Annotated in this window: 19 protein-coding genes; 10 read left to right on the top strand and 9 right to left on the bottom strand. The window is 42.2% G+C overall.

Going from position 1 to position 22,492, the window contains the following annotated elements:
- Positions 1-241: 241 nt before the first annotated feature.
- From F6K52_RS13075 to F6K52_RS13060, 4 genes are all read left to right on the top strand, one after another.
- Positions 242-412, top strand: coding sequence for a hypothetical protein (locus F6K52_RS13075; protein ID WP_293078105.1), 171 nt, complete (start codon positions 242-244; stop codon positions 410-412).
- 656 nt (positions 413-1,068) lie between these two features.
- Positions 1,069-6,339, top strand: a complete 5,271-nt coding sequence (locus F6K52_RS13070; protein ID WP_293078103.1) for an ATP-binding sensor histidine kinase — start codon at positions 1,069-1,071, stop codon at positions 6,337-6,339.
- Between the two features lie 101 nt (positions 6,340-6,440).
- Positions 6,441-7,544, top strand: coding sequence for a response regulator (locus tag F6K52_RS13065; RefSeq protein WP_293078101.1), 1,104 nt, complete (start codon positions 6,441-6,443; stop codon positions 7,542-7,544).
- Positions 7,545-8,104: 560 nt separating this feature from the next.
- Positions 8,105-9,898 (top strand): sodium:solute symporter, encoded by a 1,794-nt coding sequence (locus F6K52_RS13060; protein ID WP_293078099.1) that lies wholly within the window; start codon positions 8,105-8,107, stop codon positions 9,896-9,898.
- Between the two features lie 300 nt (positions 9,899-10,198).
- On the opposite strand, the gene F6K52_RS13055 is transcribed toward F6K52_RS13060, so the two are convergent.
- Positions 10,199-12,223, bottom strand: coding sequence for a zinc metalloprotease HtpX (locus F6K52_RS13055; protein ID WP_293078097.1), 2,025 nt, complete (start codon positions 12,221-12,223; stop codon positions 10,199-10,201).
- Between the two features lie 247 nt (positions 12,224-12,470).
- The gene (locus tag F6K52_RS13050) at positions 12,471-12,734 is read right to left on the bottom strand and encodes a hypothetical protein (RefSeq protein ID WP_293078110.1); all 264 of its coding nucleotides are present in this window, start codon (positions 12,732-12,734) and stop codon (positions 12,471-12,473) included.
- A 545-nt stretch (positions 12,735-13,279) separates the two neighbouring features.
- On the opposite strand from F6K52_RS13050, the gene F6K52_RS13045 reads away from it, so the two are divergent.
- Both F6K52_RS13045 and F6K52_RS13040 read left to right on the top strand, forming a co-directional pair.
- Entirely contained in the window at positions 13,280-13,534 is a 255-nt protein-coding gene (locus F6K52_RS13045; RefSeq protein WP_070396388.1) for a TIGR03643 family protein, read from the top strand.
- Between the two features lie 496 nt (positions 13,535-14,030).
- Positions 14,031-14,687 carry a HEAT repeat domain-containing protein gene (locus tag F6K52_RS13040; RefSeq protein WP_293078094.1) on the top strand — a complete coding sequence of 219 codons (657 nt, stop codon included), beginning with the start codon at positions 14,031-14,033 and terminating at the stop codon, positions 14,685-14,687.
- Between the two features lie 198 nt (positions 14,688-14,885).
- Here the strand turns inward: F6K52_RS13040 and F6K52_RS13035 are convergent, their stop codons facing one another.
- The 3 genes from F6K52_RS13035 to F6K52_RS13025 form a co-directional block, all read right to left on the bottom strand.
- Positions 14,886-15,233, bottom strand: coding sequence for a cupin domain-containing protein (locus F6K52_RS13035; protein ID WP_198954260.1), 348 nt, complete (start codon positions 15,231-15,233; stop codon positions 14,886-14,888).
- Positions 15,234-15,244: 11 nt separating this feature from the next.
- Positions 15,245-16,228, bottom strand: a complete 984-nt coding sequence (locus tag F6K52_RS13030) for an endonuclease/exonuclease/phosphatase family protein (protein WP_293078091.1) — start codon at positions 16,226-16,228, stop codon at positions 15,245-15,247.
- 238 nt (positions 16,229-16,466) lie between these two features.
- Positions 16,467-17,987 (bottom strand): GUN4 domain-containing protein, encoded by a 1,521-nt coding sequence (locus F6K52_RS13025; RefSeq protein ID WP_293078089.1) that lies wholly within the window; start codon positions 17,985-17,987, stop codon positions 16,467-16,469.
- Positions 17,988-18,040: 53 nt separating this feature from the next.
- Here F6K52_RS13025 and F6K52_RS13020 point away from each other — a divergent pair, with 53 nt between their 5' ends.
- Positions 18,041-18,175, top strand: a complete 135-nt coding sequence (locus tag F6K52_RS13020; protein ID WP_293078087.1) for a hypothetical protein — start codon at positions 18,041-18,043, stop codon at positions 18,173-18,175.
- 124 nt (positions 18,176-18,299) lie between these two features.
- On the opposite strand, the gene F6K52_RS13015 is transcribed toward F6K52_RS13020, so the two are convergent.
- The gene (locus F6K52_RS13015) at positions 18,300-19,193 is read right to left on the bottom strand and encodes a phosphodiester glycosidase family protein (protein WP_293078085.1); all 894 of its coding nucleotides are present in this window, start codon (positions 19,191-19,193) and stop codon (positions 18,300-18,302) included.
- A 51-nt stretch (positions 19,194-19,244) separates the two neighbouring features.
- On the opposite strand from F6K52_RS13015, the gene F6K52_RS13010 reads away from it, so the two are divergent.
- The 3 genes from F6K52_RS13010 (at position 19,245) to dcm (ending at position 20,976) form a co-directional block, all read left to right on the top strand.
- Positions 19,245-19,487, top strand: coding sequence for a hypothetical protein (locus F6K52_RS13010; RefSeq protein WP_293078107.1), 243 nt, complete (start codon positions 19,245-19,247; stop codon positions 19,485-19,487).
- Complete coding sequence (locus F6K52_RS13005; protein ID WP_293078083.1) at positions 19,456-19,695, top strand: efflux RND transporter permease subunit; 240 nt, start codon at positions 19,456-19,458, stop codon at positions 19,693-19,695. Before F6K52_RS13010 ends, F6K52_RS13005 begins: the two co-directional genes overlap by 32 nt.
- 87 nt (positions 19,696-19,782) lie before the next feature.
- Positions 19,783-20,976: a DNA (cytosine-5-)-methyltransferase gene (gene dcm, locus F6K52_RS13000; RefSeq protein WP_293078081.1), complete on the top strand. Its 1,194-nt coding sequence runs from the start codon at positions 19,783-19,785 to the stop codon at positions 20,974-20,976.
- Here dcm and F6K52_RS12995 read toward each other — a convergent pair.
- The 3 genes from F6K52_RS12995 to F6K52_RS12985 form a co-directional block, all read right to left on the bottom strand.
- Positions 20,936-21,463: a hypothetical protein gene (locus F6K52_RS12995; RefSeq protein WP_293078079.1), complete on the bottom strand. Its 528-nt coding sequence runs from the start codon at positions 21,461-21,463 to the stop codon at positions 20,936-20,938. The genes dcm and F6K52_RS12995 overlap by 41 nt on opposite strands.
- Before the next feature lie 163 nt (positions 21,464-21,626).
- Positions 21,627-22,109, bottom strand: coding sequence for a VOC family protein (locus F6K52_RS12990; protein WP_293078077.1), 483 nt, complete (start codon positions 22,107-22,109; stop codon positions 21,627-21,629).
- Positions 22,110-22,136: 27 nt separating this feature from the next.
- Positions 22,137-22,259 (bottom strand): hypothetical protein, encoded by a 123-nt coding sequence (locus F6K52_RS12985; protein ID WP_293078075.1) that lies wholly within the window; start codon positions 22,257-22,259, stop codon positions 22,137-22,139.
- Positions 22,260-22,492 lie beyond the last annotated feature (233 nt).

Here is a 22,492-nt window from a genome sequence, read left to right as displayed (position 1 = left end):
GTTACCAATCATCTAGATCAAGCTGCAAAAAGAAAGATAATCTTTTAAAAGCATTTGTCAATTCCCCGATATAAAATACCCCTTGATAGGCTTTGTATTTAGGTTGTAAACACAGGAATTGCTGAAAAAGGTAACAGGCAACAGGCAACAAGCAAGAGGTGAAACAGCTACGGACTTTTATTGTCCAATCAAAAAATACCTTATAAGTTTACAACTCAAATACAAACCCTATATTAATTCAATGATCGAAATCGGAAATCGGGAGTTGGGAATCGGGAATCGGGAATCGGGAATCGGGAATCGGAACCCACCCCTAACCCCTCCCAGGAGGGGAACGGGAATCGGGAATCGGGAATCGGGAATCGGGAGTTGGCAGATTTTTATTAAGGGTAATTATCCGGACATCATATAAAGAGACTGTTCACAAACCATTGGATCAACCAAGTAATTAACTGGAGGTGATCTGACTGTTACCTCAGTAGGCTTTGCGGGAATTCTAGAGATGTAATCCCTAAAATAGGCTGTATCAAACTATGCTGTATGGAAATTCTCAATTGAATGCAAGACCACTGACGTGAAGGTCGGGTAAAAGCAGAATGGCCAAAGGAAAAAGGGACAATAGCACTACACCTTTCTCCCTTTACCGTTGAACTTTTCCTGACAGGACGTGTCTGCAAACCCCGGCTCGGCGTTGCATTTGGATGTAAAAGGTTGGGTTTGACCGAGATCTTGCACCATTGTGATTAATCCTACGGTGGGCAGTGCCTAGCAACGCCCTTTGCAAGGTTCATTATCTGTCTGATGCACTGCCCACCCTACTGAACTACACCAGATTTTGGAGGCAAACAGACATTAATCCTACGGTGGGCAGTGCCTACCAAGGCTCTTTGCAAGGTTCATTATCTGTCTGGTGCACTGCCCACCCTACTGAACTACAGAACTTGAGCCAAATCAGAAGCGCACCTCAAGATTAAATAAAATCAAACAAAATTCAATCAATATAGCTATCACATATAGCTATCACATATAGCTATCACAATTACTATATATAAAAACTTTAAGGGAGGGATGATGATGTTAAGTTTACCAAAATCTCAAATTAAAGTTCTAGAAGAACTAGAAGCTGGTGTTAATACAGTTGTTTATCGCGGCTATCACCAGCAACAGCAAAAACCAGTTATTATTAAAGTTATTAAATCGGACTATCCCTCCCTTAAAGAGATTAGCAGCTTACGACAAGAATATACAATCTCCCAAGCTATTGATTGTGAAGGCATTGTCAAATGCTACGGTCTGGAAAACTATAATAATGGGTTGGCGTTGATATTAGAAGATTTTGGGGGTCAATCCCTGAAGAACTTTCTCAACTCTCACACCATGACTATAAAGGAGTTTCTGCGGATCGCTATTTCTCTAGTAGAAACCTTGGATGAGCTGCACAAGGTTCCGATTATTCATAAAGATATTAACCCCTCCAATATCATCATCAATCCGGAAACAGGAGAAGTTAAAATCACTGACTTGGGCATTGCCTCGCGCCTGTCTCTAGAGAATCCCACCACTAGGAATCCTAATTGGCTCCAAGGGACTCTTGCCTATATTTCACCGGAGCAAACCGGGAGGATGAACCGCTCCATTGACTACCGCAGCGACTTCTATTCCTTAGGTGCCACCTTCTACCAAATGCTAACGGATCGGGTACCCTTTATCAGCACCGATCCCATGGAATTGATTCACCATCATCTGGCTCAATATCCTGTCCCTCCTGATCAGCTTAATCCAGAAATTAGTGAAGTAGTTTCATTGATTGTGATGAAACTCCTAAGGAAAAATGCTGAAGACCGATACCAAAGTGCTACTGGACTAAAAGTTGACCTAGAAAGCTGTCTATACCAGCTACAAACCACCGGAAAAATTGAAACCTTCACTCCCGGAACCTATGACATTGGGAGCCGACTGCTAATCCCTCAAAAACTCTATGGTCGCGAAAGGGAAGTAGCCACCCTGATGGAGGCCTTTGAACGAGTCAGTGTTGGAGCCACTGAATTGATGCTGGTATCCGGTTACTCAGGGATTGGTAAAACCTCAGTGGTCAATGAAGTTCATAAACCAATTGTCAAAGCCCGAGGGTATTTTATTGGTGGTAAATTTGACCAGTTTAAGCGGAATAGTCCTTACGCTGCTCTGGTGGAGGCATTTCGGGGATTAATTCGGCAACTGTTGACAGAACCCCCTGAAACACTAGGGATTTGGAAACAGAATTTAGTAAATGCTCTGGGTACCAATGGCAAGGTGATTATTGATGTCATTCCCGAAGTGGAACTGATTATCGGTCAACAGCCGGAAGTACCCCAACTCGGACCATCGGAATCCCAAAACCGATTTTTACGGGTGTTTCAACAATTCATCGGTGTCTTTACTCAACCCCAACATCCCCTGGTGCTCTTCGTTGATGATTTACAGTGGGCAGATTTAGCCTCTTTAAGGTTGCTCGAGACCTTAATGACGAACTGCGATCACAACTATTTATTAATCATAGGAGCTTATCGAGATAACGAAGTCAGTCCGACCCATCCTTTGATTCAAGCCATTGAGAAAATTCAAGAAACTGACTCAGTCATACATCAGATCACTATTGAGCCGTTACAGAAACAATACGTTCAGCAATTAGTAGCCGATACTCTCAATGACACCCAAGGGGAAAACCAGACCAAACCCCTCGCAGAGCTATTATTCTATAAAACCCAAGGTAATCCCTTCTTCTTGACCCAACTGCTCAAAACCCTCTACTCAGAAAACTTGCTGAGTTATGACGTCAGCAGTGGCAGCTGGCAGTGGGATATTGATGAAATTCAAGCCATTGGCATCACTGATTATAATGTGGTGGAACTGATTGCCAGAAGTATTGGCAAGCTACAAGAAACGACCCAGCAGGTTTTAAAATTGGCAGCTTGTCTGGGCAATCAGTTTAACTTAGAGATGCTAGCGATTGTCAATGAAGACTCAACCATTATCACTGCTGCTCAGCTCTGGGAGGCACTACAGATCGGTTTGATTCTGCCGTTGAGTGATAGTTACAAAATTCCTCTGCTATTTAAACAGGAGGAATCCGCAGATTTTGGCCTCAGTGATGTCAAGGTTAACTACAAATTTTTACATGACCGGGTGCAGCAAGCGGCCTACTCTCTGATTCCCGAATCCGATCAACAAGCAACCCACCTAAAAATTGGCAAACTGCTGCTGAACCATACCACTCCAGAGGCACGGGAAGAGAATATCTTTGCCTTGGTTAACCAACTCAATTTTGGCACCGACTTACTCACCGCTCAGTGGGAAAAAGATGAGCTAGCTCAACTCAATCTGACTGCGGGTCAGAAAGCCAAGGCCGCAGCAGCTTATGCCAGCGCTCTCAAGTATCTGAATGTAGGTCTAGGACTCCTAGCAGCGGATACCTGGACTGACAACTATGACTTCACCCTTGCTTTCTATCTAGAAGTGGTGGAAGCAGAATACCTCAACAGCAATTTTGAGCAATCAAACCTCTTGGCTGGAGTTGCTCTGGAACAAGCCAAAACCCAATTAGATCAAGTCAAAGTATATGAACTAAAAATCTACAGTTATATTGCTCAAAACCAAATGCAAGTCGCCCTAGATACTGGGCTAGAGGTTCTGGAGATGCTCGGGATTCAACTGGATCAACAACCCCCCAAAGACCTGATTAGTGACGATTTGGCTAACCTACCAGAAATGACTGACGTCACTAAACTAGGAGCCATGGGGATTTTAAAGTCTTTAACATCCCCTGCTTTTGTTGCTAATCCGGGATTGTGTCCACTGCTTATCTTTACAAGAATCAATCTATGTATCAACCATGGGAATTCACCTCTATCCACGGACACGTATATTAATTACGCCATGATCCTGTGTGGATTTATGGGAGATATCGATGGTGGCTATAAATTTGGTCAACTGTCTTTGATGCTGTTGGAGCAATTCCAGGCTAAGGAGTTCAAATCAATCGTATTAGATGTTTTTAACGGTCATATCAGACACTGGAAAGAGCATCTCAAGGAGAGCTTAAACCCCTTACTAGAGGCATTTAACAGCGGTCTTGAAACCGGAGAGCTAACCTATTCTGGTTTTGCTGCCCTCAACTACTGTACCAACCTATTTTTTGTGGGAGAGGATCTCGACGTTGCTGCTCAGAAGTATGGGCAGTATCTTGATTTGCTGCAAAAAATGAAGCTAGACTATCATGTTATTTATGCTAAAATCGGCAAACAATTAACCTTAAATTTACTCGGCAGATCTGACGATCCCTGTAAGTTAATTGGGGAAGACTTTAATGAATTAGAAATGCTTCCCATTTTAATAGAACAGAATAATGGAACGTCTCTGTTTTATCTATATCTTGCCAAATCCATTCTGTTTTATTGGTTTAAGGAACCCGAAAAAGCTCTTGCTCAGGCCAGGGCAGCAGAGCAATACGCACAAGCTGTAACTGGATTGATTATTATTGCTGAGCACAATTTCTACTATTCTCTAGCGCTTTTGGCTCACTATCCCCATGTCGAGCCACAGCAGCAACGTGAATACCTGACCCAAGTAGCAGCTAATCAGGAAACCCTGAAAACCTGGGCATATCATGCTCCATCAAACTTCAAACATAAGTACGAGCTAGTGGAGGCAGAGAAAGCACGAGTTTTAGGGCAACACTGGCAAGCCATGGAAATTTATGACCAAGGCATTGAAGGAGCAGCAGACCAGGACTATATCCAGGAAGAAGCACTGGCCAATGAACTAGCAGCAGAGTTTTATCTGTCTTGTGGCAAACGAAAGATTGCCCAGGCTTACTTGACTGATGCCTACTATGGATACAGTCGCTGGGGAGCTGTGGCAAAAGTGAGAGACTTAGAATCAAGATACCCCCAACTTCTTAGCAAAATTACCGCCCAACCAACAACGACAGTTCCAGTAGATTCCATAACCAACTCGACGATAGCAGTAAGTTTAACCGCACTGGATTTATCTGACGTTATCAAGGCATCTCAAGCCATTTCAGAAGAAATAGTTTTCGATAACTTACTGGACAAATTGATACAGCTTCTCCTAACTAATGCTGGAGCAAAAAAGGGGTTTATCATTTTGTCACAGGAAGGTAAACTTATGATAAAAGCAGCTGGATCAGTGGTTAACCATGGTGTAACATTCCGGCAGTCAATTCCAGTAACCATTACTCAGCAGTTGCCCAGAGCGGTAATTAATTATGTCGCTATCACTCAAGAAAACTTGATTTTAAATAATCTTGTTAATAACTCTACCTTTGCTGAGGACATATACATCAGAAAGCATCAGCCCAAATCAGCTGTTTGTTTGCCACTTCTGCGGAAAGACAATCTGATTGGTATGGTGTATTTAGAAAATAATATAATTTCTGGAAATTTTACCAATGAACACTTAGAAGTGTTAAGCCTTTTGTGTAATCAAGCGGCAATTTCTTTGGAAAATGCCATGCTTTACCAGACTTTGCATGACGTTCAAGTTAGGGAGCGACTCGAAAAACAGATTCGCAAATCCCTCGAAAGAGAAAAGGAACTCACTGAACTCAAATCTCGATTTATCTCTATGACTTCCCACGAGTTCCGCACCCCCCTAACCAGTATTATGGGAGTTACTGAAATTTTCAAATATTATAGCCAGAATTGGAATGAGGAGAAAAAACAAAGCTATCTAGATCGGATTCAAGCCAATGTCAAACATATGCTGCAGATGTTGGATGATGTGTTGGTAGTCAATAAAGCCAACGCCGGAAAAATAAAATTCAACCCTGCACCATTAAATTTACTTGAATTCTGCCGTGACTTAGTCGAAGAGATAGAACTAGGTCTTAACACCAAACAAACCATTGTTTTTGCTATTCAAGGTGAATGCCCAGAGGCTGAGTTCGATGAACAAATTCTCAGACACATCTTGAGAAATTTGCTATCAAATGCTACTAAATATTCCCCTAAGGAGAGCACCATCAACTTTGACTTGATTTGTAATCAAGAAGAGGTTACCTTTAAGATTAAAGACCAGGGTATTGGTATTCCAGAAGAAGACCAAAAGCAACTGTTTGAGTCATTTCATCGATGCAATAATGTAGGCAATATTCCAGGAACTGGACTCGGACTTGCAATTGTAAAACAGTCTGTGGAAGTACACGGTGGTGAAATTACCGTAAATAGCCAAGTCGGTATTGGCACAACGTTTACTGTCACAATTCCACTGTGCTCTCCTGCAGCACCAGAGCAAGTACAAATACCGAGAGCTGTTTGCCAGTTGGCTGTTGGCAGTTGAACCTAATAGGAATTATGATTATGCCTAGAACAAAGGTTTACTTTTACTTGGTCTTGAAAAACGTTGATAAATGTTGTTTTTTTTTAAGGAGTAACTGATATATGTCGCACATTTTAGTTATTGAAGACGAGGAAGATATCCGTACGATTATTGTTGAAATACTTCGGGCTGAAAATTTCGATGTTATTGAAGCAGAAAATGGTGAAATTGGTGTCGAATTGGCAAAAAATGAAAGTCCTGATTTGATTATTTGCGATATTAAAATGCCGAAACTGGATGGTTACGGTGTAATGATTCAGTTACAAGAAATTCCATCCACCCAGACAATTCCCTTGATTTTTCTTACGGCTAAATCTACAAAATCTGATCTGCGGATGGGGATGGAACTGGGCGCAGATGATTATCTGACCAAGCCATTTACTAGAGATGAATTATTAGGAGCAATCACAACCCGCTTAGCTAAGCAGATGGCTGTTGAGCAAGAATCTCAAAAACAGGTGGATGAATTGCGCAATAACATCACTCATTCACTACCTCATGAGTTGCGTACTCCTCTCAATGGCATTTTGAATCTTGCCCAATTCCTGATAGAGGACTATGACACCATAGAGCGGGATGAAGCTATGGAAATGCTTAAGGAAATCTGTGTCTCTGGAGAACGTTTATATCGGCTCACCCATAATTTTTTACTCTATGCAGAACTAGCGCGAATCGAGCAACAACCTAAGCAAGCCAGGAAGCTGCTTGATTATGGAGAGCAAAGTTTTACTAGAACAATTATCCAAGACCTTGCTATCCAAAAATGTCTGAATGTAAACCGGAAAGACGATTTACACTTAGAACTGCAAGAAGTAGTTGTCAAGATTTCTCAATCAAAATTTACTAAAATTGTTGAAGAAATCATTGATAATGCCTTGAAGTTTTCCGACTTTGGTAAGCCGATTCAGATTCAGAGTTACTTCCAGGATAAGAAGTTAAATATTTTGGTGATAGATCAGGGACGAGGCATGACACCAACTCAAATTGCTAAACTCGGAGCTTATATGCAATTTGATCGTAAACTCTACGAGCAACAAGGCTCTGGATTAGGGTTGATTATTGCCAAATTGTTGACTGAATTACATGGTGGAGAATTAAACATAACCAGTTCCCCAGGACAACAAACAATTGTCCATGTTATACTTCCAGGGAAATTATCAATTTAAGGATTGATTCTTGATTGTTGATTACTGAAGTTTAATAATTAAACTTTATTTTTTCAGGGTTCATCTATAATATCAACTATGCTCAGGGAATAGGGAATAGGGAGTAGGGAGTAGGGAGTAGGTAATAGGCAATAGGCATGCTAGCAATAGGCAATAGGCATGCTAGCAATAGGCATGCTAGCAATAGACATGCTAGCAATAGGTAAAAAAGAATGTGTACCTCATAGCTATCAGAAACGCTATATATTCACTGCTTGTCCAGGATAAAGCTATATCGTTAGCTGATTGCTTATAGCTGACTGTTGACATCAGCTTAACTCTGCTGGCGTCGTTCGTTTATAGTCTTAGTTTTTTTGCTCAAAAGTCTGTTGTCATTTGTTATTGGTATTAAGAGTCTATAGCCTCAACACCTGCAGAAGACTCTTGTATTATACAATATCAATGCGCTTCGGACTTGATATGATGCAAAACTTTCTTCTGGCCATTGATTTTTCCGAGATCACCCCAGTAGTGATTGCCCAAGCCGAGTCTTGAATCCTTAATCCTTGATCATAAAATTCATGCATCCAGTTGATTACATCATTGTTACTATTTACCTGATTTGCATAGTCGTTTTTGGGGTTATTCTTCAACGGAAAGCATCTGAGGGTATAGAATCTTACTTTTTGGGAAATCGCAATCTGCCCTGGTGGGTTTTGGGGGCTTCTGGAATGGCTTCCAATACTGACCTGGCTGGCACTATGGTGATCAGCGCCTTAATTTATGCTCTGGGAACGAAGGGATTTTTCATCGAGATCCGGGGTGGCGTTGTGTTAATTATGGCTATTTTTATGATATTCATGGGCAAGTGGAACCGACGGGCAAAGGTGATGACTTTGGCGGAATGGATGCACTTGCGCTTCGGCTCAGGAAGGGAAGGCAATACGGCTCGGATCATAAGTGCTATTGCTAATATTATCTTTGCTATTGGCTCAATGAGTTACTTTTCGGTTGGGGGGGGCAAATTCCTGGGGGAATTTCTGGGTATTGATGACCGCTATGCTTCGATATTTTTGATTTTGCTCGCCCTGGTATATACGGCTGTTAGCGGTTTTTATGGGGTAGTATGGACGGATGTATTTCAAGGTATTTTGATTTTTATTGCGATTATCTATATTTGTGCGATCGCATTCTCTACGGCAACTATTCCGGATACCTTCTCGGTCTCGATTCCTGGGGCTGAGCAATTGCAAACTTGGAATTTCGCGGAGTGGAGCAGTATCTCACCCCCAATCGCAGTTGATTTACCAGGAGACTATGCCATCTTCAATTTGTTCGGTGGGGTGATCTTATTCTATCTGTTCAAAGAAATTATGGTAGGCTTTGGCGGCGGGGGTGGGTATATGATCCAACGCTATTTTGCCGCAAAAAGCGATCGCGAAGCTGGGTTACTGTCTCTATTTTGGATAATCTTGCTTTCTTTTCGTTGGCCCTTGGTTACAGCCTTTGCAGTATTGGGTATCCATTACGGAACCACTAAAGCGGTAATTGCTGACCCTGAACTTATCTTACCAACGGTGATCGCAGAATATGTGCCAGTAGGGATAAAAGGGTTGCTGATCGCTTGTTTTATTGCAGCAGCTATGTCTACCTTTGACTCAATCATCAATGCTAGTGCTGCTTACTGGGTTAAGGATATTTATCAAGCTTATATCAATCCCCAAGCCTCTAGCCAACAACTGATTGTTCAAAGCCGCTGGGCATCAATTGTAATTGTAGTGGTGGGATTGCTATTTAGTTTCAATATCACCAATATCAATGACATTTGGGGATGGCTAACCCTGGGACTAGGTGCTGGACTGTCTATTCCTCTGGTGTTGAGATGGTACTGGTGGCGCTTTAATGGCTATGGATTTGCCCTTGGGACGGTGGCGGGGATGGTAGCGGCTATTTTAACCAAGGCAATAGTAATACCCAATTTAAATTACGCTCAATTTCAGGAATATGCCCTGTTTCTCATTCCCAGCATTTGCTCATTACTAGGATGTATCCTAGGAACATTTTTAACTGAGCCAACTGACCGGGAGGTGATGGATAATTTCTATCGAGTCACTCGACCGTTTGGATTTTGGGGAGTAATCCGTCAAAACCTCCCAGCTAATAGTCAGGCAAAAATCAGGAACGAAAATCGGCGCGATATTCTATCTACATTGATCGGGATTCCTTGGCAGATAGTTTTGTTTTTAATGGGAATCATGTTAATGATGAAACGTTGGGATAATTTTGGTATCCTGTTGTTTTTATTTATTATCCTATCTATTTGTTTGTACTTTAATTGGTTTAGACACTTATCAAAAGAGGTGAGACTAGAGTGAAGTTTTAAAGTATAACAAAGGGAATAGGGAATCGGGAATCGGCAATAGGGAATCGGGAATCGGCAATCGGGAATCGGCAATCGGCAATCGGGAATCGGCAATCGGCAATCGGGAATCGGGAGAAGAGTGTGGGGAGAATTAGTTTGAGATTAATTTAGTATCTTTAAATACTTTTTTTATCATTGTCTTGATGATTAGTTTTCATCTGACTCACCATCTCACCATCTCACCATCTCCCCATCTCCCCATCTCCCCACACTTCCCTCTCTTTCCCGACTCCCGAAACCACCGGAGATAATATCAGAGGACAAAGAAAAGTCCAAAACCCAAAATAATTGCTCCAACTGCAACAATCAATGACCAGAAACGATGGTAGCTGTTGACAGTGGTGTTATTGCTTTCCAACTGGATCAAGTCTAGCCAAGGGGCAATTCCTCTGCGGAACCAGCCAACTACATTAACTTCGGAGCCAATTAAGTTCTGCACCTTACTGCTACCAAAGAGGAAGTTACCGATTGGACCAAAGCGAGAAGCATAGCGGGTATAAATCATGCCACTGCGGTCTTGAAGCTTGAGATCGGAACCAAATTTATAGCCAGCATCGCCGCGACCAATTAACTCACCTTGCAGTTTCACGGGACGACCACGCAAAGGACTGGCGTAGGGGTCACACATTAAGGTGAAGATATCCGATTTAGACGATTGCTTGAAATCTGGGTACATCACCAGGATCTTAATTAAGGTTCCCACAGCAAAGCCAAAGAGCATAAAGCTGGGTAATACTGTTACTTGAGCAGTCCAACTAAAGACGATAGAACCAATCATTAAACCAGTAATACTACCAATGAATTGAGCATTGAACAATACAATATCCACGGCAAAATTACCATAGAGCTTTTTCTTACTGAGCTGATTGCCTTCTCGGACTACAGTAGCCATATCAAATTCAGTCTCTAAGTCCATTTGCTCAGCATAAGTAGTTAAAGCGCGGACTCGTTTACCGGTTAGGGGATGAGTAGAATTCAACTCCATCCACCAACCCCAGGGGTTAAAGATATCCCAGAGAAAGACTTGCCCGACTTTCTGGGAGTCTGAGGCGATACGATAAGCCGTACCGGTAGAAGCAGCAGCTTTGTGGTCGTAAATGCCGAGGCTGCGGGTTCCTTCAATCAATTTACTGGGTTCTTTTGCTCGTTGCCCTTCTTCGACAATACCGTAGGCAATCTTCACCAAAGCTCGTGATAGAGCATTTGGGTTACCCGTAGTTTCAGCAGCAAAGTGATCAGCATAGTATTCTCGGGTTCGAGATAGGTACAGCACCAAGTAAGTGCCGATGAGGTAAAACACATAAGCTACCATTGCTGCTGTTTGAGCAGCATCTTTGCCTTTACTGCTACCACCGCCGCGACTGATTCGTCTGGCGAAAGAATAGATCAGGTAGGTGATTTGTACTAACGTCGCCGCTAAAGTCATTACGGCAAAGTCCCAATGGACAATATGCCCCAATTCATGAGCATAAACTGTGGCGATTTCATCATCATCGAGGTAAGTAAATAAACCCTGACTAACGACTAAACGAGCGCTGTTTGGTAAAGAACCATAGGTAAACGCGGTGGGATTTTGGTCGTCAATGATACCTAATCGAGGTTGTTTGATATTTTTTTCTTGACAAACCCGCTCAATCACCTCTGCGCTTTCAGGACTATAGCGCTGGATATCTGCTAGGGTTACCCAACGGGTTTGGTAAAGCCACCGTTGGGTTAAGTCCATGATCCAGGGAGAGATGAAAAAGGCAGCAACATTAAAAATTAGGGTGATGGCAACTGCGATGATTAATCCAGTAACAGGATTGTTACTATTTAGGATTAGCAGCATACTCAGAGCTAATACTAATACCATCCCAAATAGTAAAGAGATGGTAACACCAGAGGCAAGAGCAAGATTACCGGCAACGCCTTTCATGGCTAACCTGATGCCAGTTTGCGCCACTCTTCCGGCTTTGTGACGGGATTTTGACACGGCTTTCGCTGTTGTTTTTGTTGGGGTTGTTTTTGTTGACTTTGAAGTGAGGGTGGCCAGAGATTTTTTTGCCCAATTGCTGACCTGGGAATTTGGGTGATTTTCTAACTTCCGACAGAGGGCGATCGCTTTTTTGTTCTCACCATTACCGCTATAGGCTTTCACCAGAGCGGCTTGGGCTTGACTATACTCTTGAGAATGGTGAGCGGAAGAATTTTGGCAATACTGGCAATAGTCTTCTAGCCATTGCACCGCCTCTGCATAACGTTTTTGTTTGAGAGCATTTAATCCATTTTCTAGTGACATCGGCCTCTTATGATCATCTCCTAGTTCACTCGGATACTACACTTCTATGAACTGTTATATAAACTGTCATTGAAGGTAGTCTGGCCTTTTTTGGGCTTATATAAACTATTCCCATCTACGGAGATAATTTCCTGATTTAGAGCGATTTCGGAAATATAAATTTACTATAATTAAGGAAAAATGAGAGGACAATAAATAGCGATCGCATTTCCCTATAACAGCAGTAACCTCTAGTAAGTAATCAGGGCTAGCTAATCAAGTTATGAAACTGTTTTACATAACTTAATAATTTAATAACTCTACTTGTAGGGTCAACGGTCTCGACCCACTTACCATCAGCGGCTTTAGAGTCCAATTTTGCGTAAGTCCTGAGAATCTTGCTCAGGTCTGCTGCTGTTGCAAATTGCGCTAGTGCCTGGCTGAAGGAAGTCTGGGAGTCGTCACTACTATGGAATGTCGTCTGTGTGGTCATCACCAGACCCATAAACCGGTCAAAACCAGCATTGGACATCAACGGTATTACTGTCGAGTTTGCCGAGAGACTTTTACCTGTACGGTCGGTCTACTAACCTTTGATACTCTTTACTATCGCGCCACAGATTGAACCGTAAAAAATATCCACGCTTCTAAAAGCTCACGCAGCAAGGTTGTAGTTTAGCTAGGGAGGGGGTTTAGGGAGCTATAAGTCCTTAGACCCCTTCCCTACTTAAGTCAATTTATGGCAATAAAAGTTTACATTGCGTTACATTAAGTTATATAACACGTCAAAATAAAAAACAATCCCGTGGTTAAAACTACTGACAAACCCTCTTATTCCAATATTTTTGATGTTCCAAGGCGGTGGAAGCTATCCAGAGCCTATCCATTGATGACCAACTCGGGCTTTTGTGGGTCCTTGACGACAATATGAGAGGTTTAGTGACTCCACCGGCTGTTCAATTAAAAATTGAACGGGGGATTAAAACCGAGATAATTACTACTTAGCAATTAGTTGATCGACAAATAATAGATAAGTGTATTTACCTAGATACATTGTACTCAAATCAGCATCAGTAAATGAAGATATCTAACTTAGACAACCAAAGTATTGATCGCATTGTTGAAATGGCTTGGGAGGATAGAACACCATTTGAGGCCATTGAGGTTCAGTTTGGTCTCCAAGAGAAACACGTAATTCAATTAATGCGACGTTCCATGACTACTTCAAGCTTCAAGATGTGGCGTAAGAGAGTCACTGCACGTAACACCAAACATCTCCGAAAAAGAGATTTTACCGCAGGTCGCTTCAAGTCAAATAACCAAAAAAATTAAGTTAACAACACTATACGGTTTTTACTACCTAAATTACCGTGTTAAGTCCTAGCAATTTCTATTAAAAAAAATTAACATAACTTATAAATGCATCAATATATTGTTATACAAAAAATGGTAAGTCAGCCATGAAATATTCCGAACAACTATCTCTAGAACAAGAATTAAATATTAGGGATAACACTTGATATTTGTTTGGTCTGGGGTAAACTACTGGTCAAAGTTTTTGATCAAAGTGGAATCCGCGTTATGAGTCAAGTATTAGGCTTTTTCATTTTGGCAATTTCCATCCAACTTTTGGCTGATGGTATTTTCGCCTTACTATACCAATCCGTGTCGGAATTGTGAGAATTTTTGTTCCCTGTTCCCTGTTCCCTGTTCCCTTTGGTATACAAGAATCAGGAGTTGAACAAAGATTAGCAGCTAATCCTCCAGAAGTTCAAAACCAAGTTTACTAATCAATTAATTTAAATTAGTCACATTTTGAGATATTACCATGGAACTACATCAGATTGAAACTAATCTCAATAGCCCTAATCCTCAAAATCGGATGAAAGCTATTACCGAATTAAGGCACTATGAACCGGGTTTGGTTGTGCCCCTACTCAAGGGAAGGATGTATGACCAAGAATTTCTAATTCGTTCCTTTGTTGCTATGGGTTTGGGGTATAAGCAAACAGAGGAAGCCTTTGGGTTATTACTGGATTTAATCGAACATGATAAAGATTATAATGTCAGAGCTGAAGCAGCTAATTCTTTAGCTAAATATGGTAAGCGGGCAATTCCCAATCTCGTATACCTATTTCAACAAGACTCTAATTGGTTGGTAAGGCAAAGTATTCTTGCTGCAATAGACGTAACTGAACACCCGGAAATATTTTTAAAGCTCTGTATTTCGGGACTTAAAGGGAACGATATCACAGTTCAGGAATCAGCGATCGCTAATTTAGGGCAATTAGCAAAAACACCTCAAGCATCTTCAGCTTTAGAGGTTCTTCTTGAAGCAGCTAACTCCTCTAACGATGCAATTCGGGCCCAAGTAGCCATAACTTTGAGACATTTTGATGACCCAAGAGCCCAAAATGCTCTGATGAAACTGCGACAAGATTCTGATTATCGAGTTGTCGGTGCAACTTTAGAGGGACTTGTCTAGATTTCTTCACGGGGTAACAAGCCAATTGAAAGTCATACAGGGGTTAGGTTTTAGGGGTTAGGGGTTAGGGAACATTCCCTACACCTTTCACCCCAAACCCAGTAAGGCTTTTAAGGCTGTTTGTCACCCCATCAGGTATCGACCCTACAGCGTCAGAGTGTTTAGAGTCCAGTTTTGCGTAAGTGCTGAGAATCTTGCTCAGGTCTGCTGCTGTTGCAAATTGCCATGAATGGCTAGCCAAATGCAAGGTGGCTCAGCACTGGTATATTCCACTCGATGCTTTTGATGAGCTTTTATAAATAGATAATCCCCTGCTTTGAGCTTGACACTGGAACCGTCAAGGTAGCTAAGGGTTGCTTGCCCTTGTAACAGGATTACCCATTCATCTTGGTCTTGGTCATACCACTCTCCGGTTGGTGTGGTTTGTCCAGTGGAGATGATCCGCTCGATTAATAGGTTATCGGTAGATATCAACGGTTCAAACAGTTCTTCGGTAGGAAGTTCAGGAGGTAAGTTGAAAATGTTAGCTATCTCTTCAGTGTTCATAGATCATCCGGTTAATCAAGTTCAATGGAGACAACGACCTGTCCGTGATCAGATTGCCAATTCTCAATTTTTTCGTCACTCAAGGTTTCGTCGATCAAATGATCATTGAAAAGGGAGACATACCCAACTCTGCCAATACGTTTGGGATTTTGAACAACGAATTCCTGACTGACCAGGATGTGATCTAGGCTATCGTGGTGGCCATTATGGATGTGGGTGTAGTAGAAGTCTCCATAGTTTTGTCGAGCTTGAATGTCTTTGACGTAATACAACAACACATCCCAGATCATCTGCTTTTTCTGAAACCAGAGTTTTCTCAAAGGGGGCTCTCCAGAAACGATTTGAGAGGTTATAGCCAGACCACTATCATTGATATCACCCATCACTATTACCGGATGATCTCTGTGCTGTAGCTTATCCATCAAAATTACCCGCAAAGCTGTTGCTTCAGCTGCTCGGAGGATTAGAGACCTCGCTTGTCCTTTGGCTTGTTCAATCGGGTCGTTGCGGTCTACTCCATCTGGGATGATCGGACGCTTGGACTTGAGGTGAACTACAAAAACTGTACAATCAATCGTGTCACTCAGCTTGAGATGTGCTTCTAACACTGGTCGAGAAAAACGCTTGAGTGGGATGTCTGTGCCTTCGATATCCAGGCATGCCGTAGTGGGAAAATCTTTGATGACGTTGTATTCAAGCACTGGAAACCTGGAGGTCAGGGCAACAACTGGACTTTTACCGGTAGGCTTTGCGAACACAGTGGTGGCATTGTCATAAACTTGGCTCTGAGCCAGCACTTGTTCGAGAGCTTCTTGATGAAATACCTCTTGAAAGCCAACAATGTCAGCTTTCATCTTCTTTAGTTGTTCAGCGCTCCAGGTGGTCTTAAGGGCGTATTCTGTTTGGGTATATATCTTTTTCCTATAGTATAGGACATCTGGTAGTACTAAGTTGCATAGGTTAAAGGTTCCAACTCTGAAACGGTTTCGATTCATGATTTTTATTTGTGCTGAGAGCTATTTCTCCAGCTTGGCATTTCTCCAACGTCAGCATTCAGCTGTCAGCTATCAGCTATCAGCTTTTGAATGAAACAGGTAAGGATTCGTTTAATCTCACTTCCCTGGCCGAAAGGCCAGGAATTGATACTCTTTGGCTTTGAGTCCATTGAACTCGTCAGCAGGAAGCTTGTTTTAAGCTGACCGCTGACGGCTGATACCTGAATACTGACAAATGCTATAACCAACACTCCTCAAGGTGAGAGAATAAATTAACCCTCATCCTCCAAATCGATAATACTCCCAAATTCATGCCATCACGACCAACTAGAGTTGGCAGGTGACCCACTGGAGCCCAGATTACGGAAAATGTCAGGTCTTCATAATTTTTCCATCGTCTTCTGAGGTGCAATCCTTTGCGCTGTCGCCATCCCACACGATGACCAAATTGTTGATAAAGCTGAGTTTGATACGCTAATAGGTTAGGAAAATAATTACTGCGGGAAATACTGTTGGGGTTGTAATGGGATAAAACATACAAGCTTCTGTTGAATTCCAGTTTATCAACGTTATTCTCGTCACTATTAAGTTTTCCCCCAAGCTTCTCCCAAATTTCTTTTTGCAAACTGAAGCCGAATTGCCCACTGCTATACTTTAGCCAAAGCCGCTCAATGGTGTGTAGATCGGTGCAGGGAAAATTCTTGATTGACTCAGGATCGAGATTGTTGTCTTCTTCTCTACCAATTGCTTGGACCATCAGAGCAAAAGTTTCCTGATCCGCTTCTTTCCATTTACCGGCTCTTAGTAAATATCGCAACTTAGAGTAGTCTATGCCTTGATCAGAAATGAGTTGGTCAGGTTGGTGTAGGTCAACAGTTATCCCCAACTCTTTGTTTTTTTTATTTAAGGTATATTGAACAATTTCAGGAATCTTACCATACCGTTCATAGTTTTCCACAATTTTGCGATACTTGGCTTCGATTTTGCGATACTCACTATCTGGATCATGGTTGGGGTCTTGATTCATTAAAATAGTCAGTAAAATATCCAAGCCTTTATTATCGAGAAGCAGGGCTGGCTCGATCTCGGGCTTAATAGTTTGGACTTTTTCGGTGGCATAGTTATGTAATTCACGAACATAGATTAAGCCAGCCCCATCTCGGTCTGCTGCACCAGTTTCAATACCTTCGACTAAGTACTGGGTGTAAAGGGAACAATGAGCTGGTTCCTGTTTAAAAGAGGTTTGTGTCGTTGTGGAGGAGGAGAGAACTGCTCGCCCTGGAGCACTGAGTTCTTCCTTGAGATTGACACCCACAGGTTCTGTCAGCGAACCGTCAGCTGAAGCACTAGCTAAAGCACTATAGTAATTACACTCAAGAATTACTATTTGTTGCTGAGCATCACTACGACTCAATTGCTGATGTAAAAAAGAAGCAGGCAATGTAGTACCTTCAAGGTTGTCTTTAGTCGTGATGCTAGTTGTTAAATACAGTTTACCATCCTGATTAATAATTCCTTTGCCAGAGAAAAAAACTAGGGCTAAGTCATTGACACCACATTGGTCAACTAGGTTCTTAATTGCCTGTTTTAGGGTTTCCACATTGGGATTTAGCAGCAACTCTACCCGATTAAAATCCCCTAGGGTTTTCTCTTGTAAAACTCGCTGCATTGCTTCTACATCATGGGATGCAGCTTGATGGGTAGTTAAACCTTCTGCATACTGATCAACCCCGATCAGCAGTGCTACTTTCTTAGCCATTTACTTTTTCACATTTTGCCATCTCTTATCTTCTTATAGCATTTATAAAATAGGTGAGTTACACAAGTTTTGGATTTTCGGGAATCGGGAATCGGGAATCGGGAATCGGGAATCGGGAATCGGGAATCGGGAAAAAATATTGTGTACCTGATACAGAGGAGAACTGCTATATAATAATTAAGGACTGATTAGATTTTCAGAGCGTTCCTACTCCCTACTCCCTACTCCCTACTCCCTACTCCCTACTCCCTACTCCCTACTCCCTACTCCCTACTCCCTACTCCCTACTCCCTACTCCCTACTCCCTACTAGTCACTGGTCTTGGTTAACCATTAGAATCGATTTAATTTTTCGTTTGATTCGATTTCCGTTTTTGTCCACTCTCCCATAAACGGTTTTGCCGTTATAATAAAGACCAGAGGAGCTTCCTCCATCTAGATTCATGGCTTTTTCCACCCCAGAAATTTTCAGGAAGGTAGCTAGGGCTCTGAAGGACATACCGGAATTTCTGGGAGCTTCTGATTTTTGAGCCACCATTACTAACAAGATGCTGCCATCAGAAGTAATACCGACTGCACTTCTAGCATTGGGTCGGCTGCTCCCTAGGGCATCTCGTATGACTTTCCCATTTTCTACAGCTACAAAACCTTCGGTGACTGATGTAATTTGTGGAACCAGCAATGGACCACTGCCTAGGGCATCTAATAATTGACAACCGGGGGGGGTGGGTTCACTGTGTAGGGTGATGTCATAGCGGACTGTTGACCCACAACGGTATCGCCGAAATTCTGATCGATTAAGAATTTTATCCATGTAGGTCTGTAAGTTGGGATTTTGGATCAGCCCCTGGTTCTCACGGGGATCTGCTAACAGTTGCCCTTGCTTGATTACGATTGAGGTGGTCTTCTGATTTTTTGGGTCAAAAAAACCGCCGTTGATGGCAGCTACAGCTTGGTGCTTTTGGGCTAAATCCTCTAAGGTGATTAACTGTTCCGATATGGCGGGAGTAATGGAAAATCCACTATTAGCTGGAATTAATAAGGTATGAACCACACTAAAGTCTAGAGTATGGGATTGGTATTTGATCTGTTTCTGGGGTGGGGAAACATCTGAAGAAAGGGCATCGGGTGGCTGGTGATCCTGGATAGATAACCACGCAACCGCTAAACCAATGGCAATAAAGCTCAGCCCAAGGATTTTTCTCACGTTGTTTTAAAACCAAGTAACTATAGCAAAGGGAACAGGGAGTAGGCAGCGGTGCGACTCCCCGCTTTTTTAAAGCTAAGCTTGAACCCGGAGCGTAGGGAATATAGCATCAAAAATTATCACAATTCCTACACGGATCCCTGTTTCGTTGAGTACATCAAAAAGATTAATGGTAGACCATTGCGGGAGGGAGATTTTGTACGACAGGGTGAATTGCTGGCAAGAGTAGACACGGTGTTAAGAGCACCGTTTGATGGTATAGTTGCTTATCTTAACATCAGGGAGGGCTTGTGACAGGTCATGCGATCGCTTACGACCAATCCTGACAACTAGTGCTACGACGATAATTGGTTTATTGCCCCTGGCGTTTAGTGAAGCGAATTGGTTTCCGTTGTGTATGGCAATTATCTTTGGCTTGATGTCGTCTACGCTAATTGCATTTCTGATTGTCCCTGGTCTGTATTTACAGTTGACTCCTAATCATAAGCTTCAGGATTCGTGATAGCAATTACTTAGTAAGCATTCAGCTATCAGCTATCAGCTATCAGCTGAATGCTTACCTTTAAAATAGATTGGTAACGTAATAACTATGGCCTTTTCGGTGAGGAAAAACAAGACTCTACCCAGTGTGGGTGATACCGATACCTTTGATCAACATCTGACCTGTGCAGAGTATTTTGCAGGAATTGGTTTGGTCAGATTAGGGCTAGAGCAAGTAGGCTGGAAAGTTGTCTTCGCTAATGATTGGGCCTATGACAAATTTGAGATGTACTCTGCTTACTTTAAGGATGCAAGCAAGCACTATATAGTTCAAGATATTTTTTCGGTTTGCCATTCCGATATTCCCAATACTTTGCTGGCGACGGCTTCATTTCCCTGTATTGATTTATCATTAGCAGGCAATTTAAAGGGTATTCATGGTCAATACTCTAGCGCTTTTTGGGGTTTTACTCAAATTCTTGACAGTCAAGGGAATAAGCCTCCCCTTGTGATGCTTGAAAATGTGACGGGTTGGCTTACTTCAAATGGTGGGCAAGACTTCCGAATTACCATTGAGGAGTTGAATCGGTTGGGTTATGCCTGTGATGTTTATGCCATCAATGCAGCCCATTTCGTGCCTCAAAGTAGACCACGAATTTTTGTGATTGGGGTGCATACATCCGATGTGAATCAGAACATGTTGATTTTTGCAAGGCGTTCTTCGTCACTTAAAACTCAAGCACTTGAAAAAGCGATCGCAGCTAATCATGATCTGCGCTGGAATTTCATAGAGGTTCCACCACTGCCTGAAAAGGTGAAAACTGGCTTAAGTGGTGTTGTAGAGAATATATCGGATCATGACGAGCGTTGGTGGCTTGAAGATAAAGTGCAACGCCACTTAACTATGATGTCCCCTGTAAATCTAGACTATCTAAAAGAATTTCAGGATTTACCCTATTACTCTTACTGCACCATGTACAGGCGTGTTCGTGAGGGCAAGCAAAGAGCAGAACTCAGAAAAGATAGCATTGCAGGCTGCCTAAGAACTGCTAGAGGTGGCAGTAGTCGGCAAATGTTGGTCAGAGTTGGAAAGGGAACTATCAGAATGCGTCTGATGACACCTCGTGAATATGCAAGGTTACAAGGTGTTCCTGATGATTACCCCATTCCATCACATATCAATCAAGCTTTGAGTGGATTTGGTGATGCTGTCTGTGTACCTGTGATTACCTGGATTGCTTCCCATATCTTGAATCCTTTGGTTAAGTTGATTCCAGAAAATACGTTAGCACTCCATCGCTAATCTCCAAAAGCTTAACACCTTGATTCTTGACAAACCCATAAGTTACTGAGCGTCGAAACCGCTGTCTCGCTTCGGCTTGATAATTTTGAAGGAGTTCGGGTAACCATTTATCAAATTTGGAAAGCATTTTGGCACGCTCGACTAACCAAACTTCAATATTGGTATATGCTTCACTTCTGGCAATAAAAATATGATCAACAGATTTATCATCAGCTAATTTATCCAGTCCGTGATTCCTGTGATATTGGTACTCAAAGCTGCTTCCAATAACAGCAGATTTAACTTCATAGTTGATCAAATCTGCCCCGTCTCTTCGTCTTGCTCTGTCATTGACCAAGATTGCTGCAAATACCTCCCAATCTTTTGAACCTACGCTTCCTTGTACAGTGAAGCCGTATCTTTGATATATTTCAGCTTTATCTTGACTATATTCAAGGATAAATCTTCTATAAAAAGAATACGCTTCTTGGACTTGCAGAGTCGGCACTTAAATCTTCCTCATCAATGCTAAGTGTGGAAGATGAGTATAGCACTAGACACACAGGGCTCGGAAAGTGATTGAATGGGCTATCAACATAATTGCGAAACCTATCAAATTCATCCTGCCGTTGCTTGCTCCAAGCTAATCCCGACTCCCTTTGCTAAAGTACTCAACCAGATGTCACATCATAAAGCATAATCCGATGACCATCGTAATCGCAGAATGCTTGTTCAGTGAAATTGAGGTTTGGTGGTCTAGTAAAGTAATTGGGCTCAATGGTCTCAAGTCCCAGTTCACGGATTTTCTGAATGGTTAGGGTGAGGTCTTTTACTCTGACCACCAGGGCTAGACGATAGGGAGTGGTAGGGGTGGGTAATTCAATTCCTTTGACTTCGGTCAGGGCCAGGGCTCTAGGTTCGTCTTCTGTACTGAGTGATGCAAATTTGAGCTGAGCACTTTTGGGAAACTGAAACACTTGGTAGAGGTAAGAGTCTGGGGATGCTTCAGCGAGATAGTCGAGCTTAAATCCTAGGATATCTTGGTAAATGGTGAATGCTCGTTCGAGATCAGCAACGACTAAGCAGGGGCGCTTGATGTGAAGCCCATCTAGATTAGGGGTATTGGGGTTGGCTGAGGGCTGATTGGTTTCCATTCACCCACCTAATTTTGTCTGAGCTAATTATATAGCAAAGGGAACAGGGAACAGGGAGTAGGGAGTAGGGAGTAGGGAGTAGGGAGTAGGGAGTAGGGAGTAGGGAGTAGGGAGTAGGGAGTAGGGATAAGAAAATTGAATGTACCTCATATACTTAATTATAGCTTAAAGTTAGCTAGCAAAAAAGTTTGCGATCGCATTTGTAAATCCCTCAAATGTGCTGTAATTTTCGGATACAATAGAAACAGTTAAACCCAATTTTTCAGTATTAGCTGCGGTATAGGGACCAAAGCAAGCAATTACACAATTGCTATAATCCTGGGGGAGTTAACCATTGTCAAAAAAGCGGTTACTTCTGCGGTGCTACTAAAAGCGATTACATC

This window comes from Moorena sp. SIO3H5 (assembly GCF_010692395.1).
GTDB lineage: Bacteria > Cyanobacteriota > Cyanobacteriia > Cyanobacteriales > Coleofasciculaceae > Moorena.
Note: the sequence above shows the minus strand (reverse complement) of the source record. Positions and strands in the feature narration are given on the sequence as shown.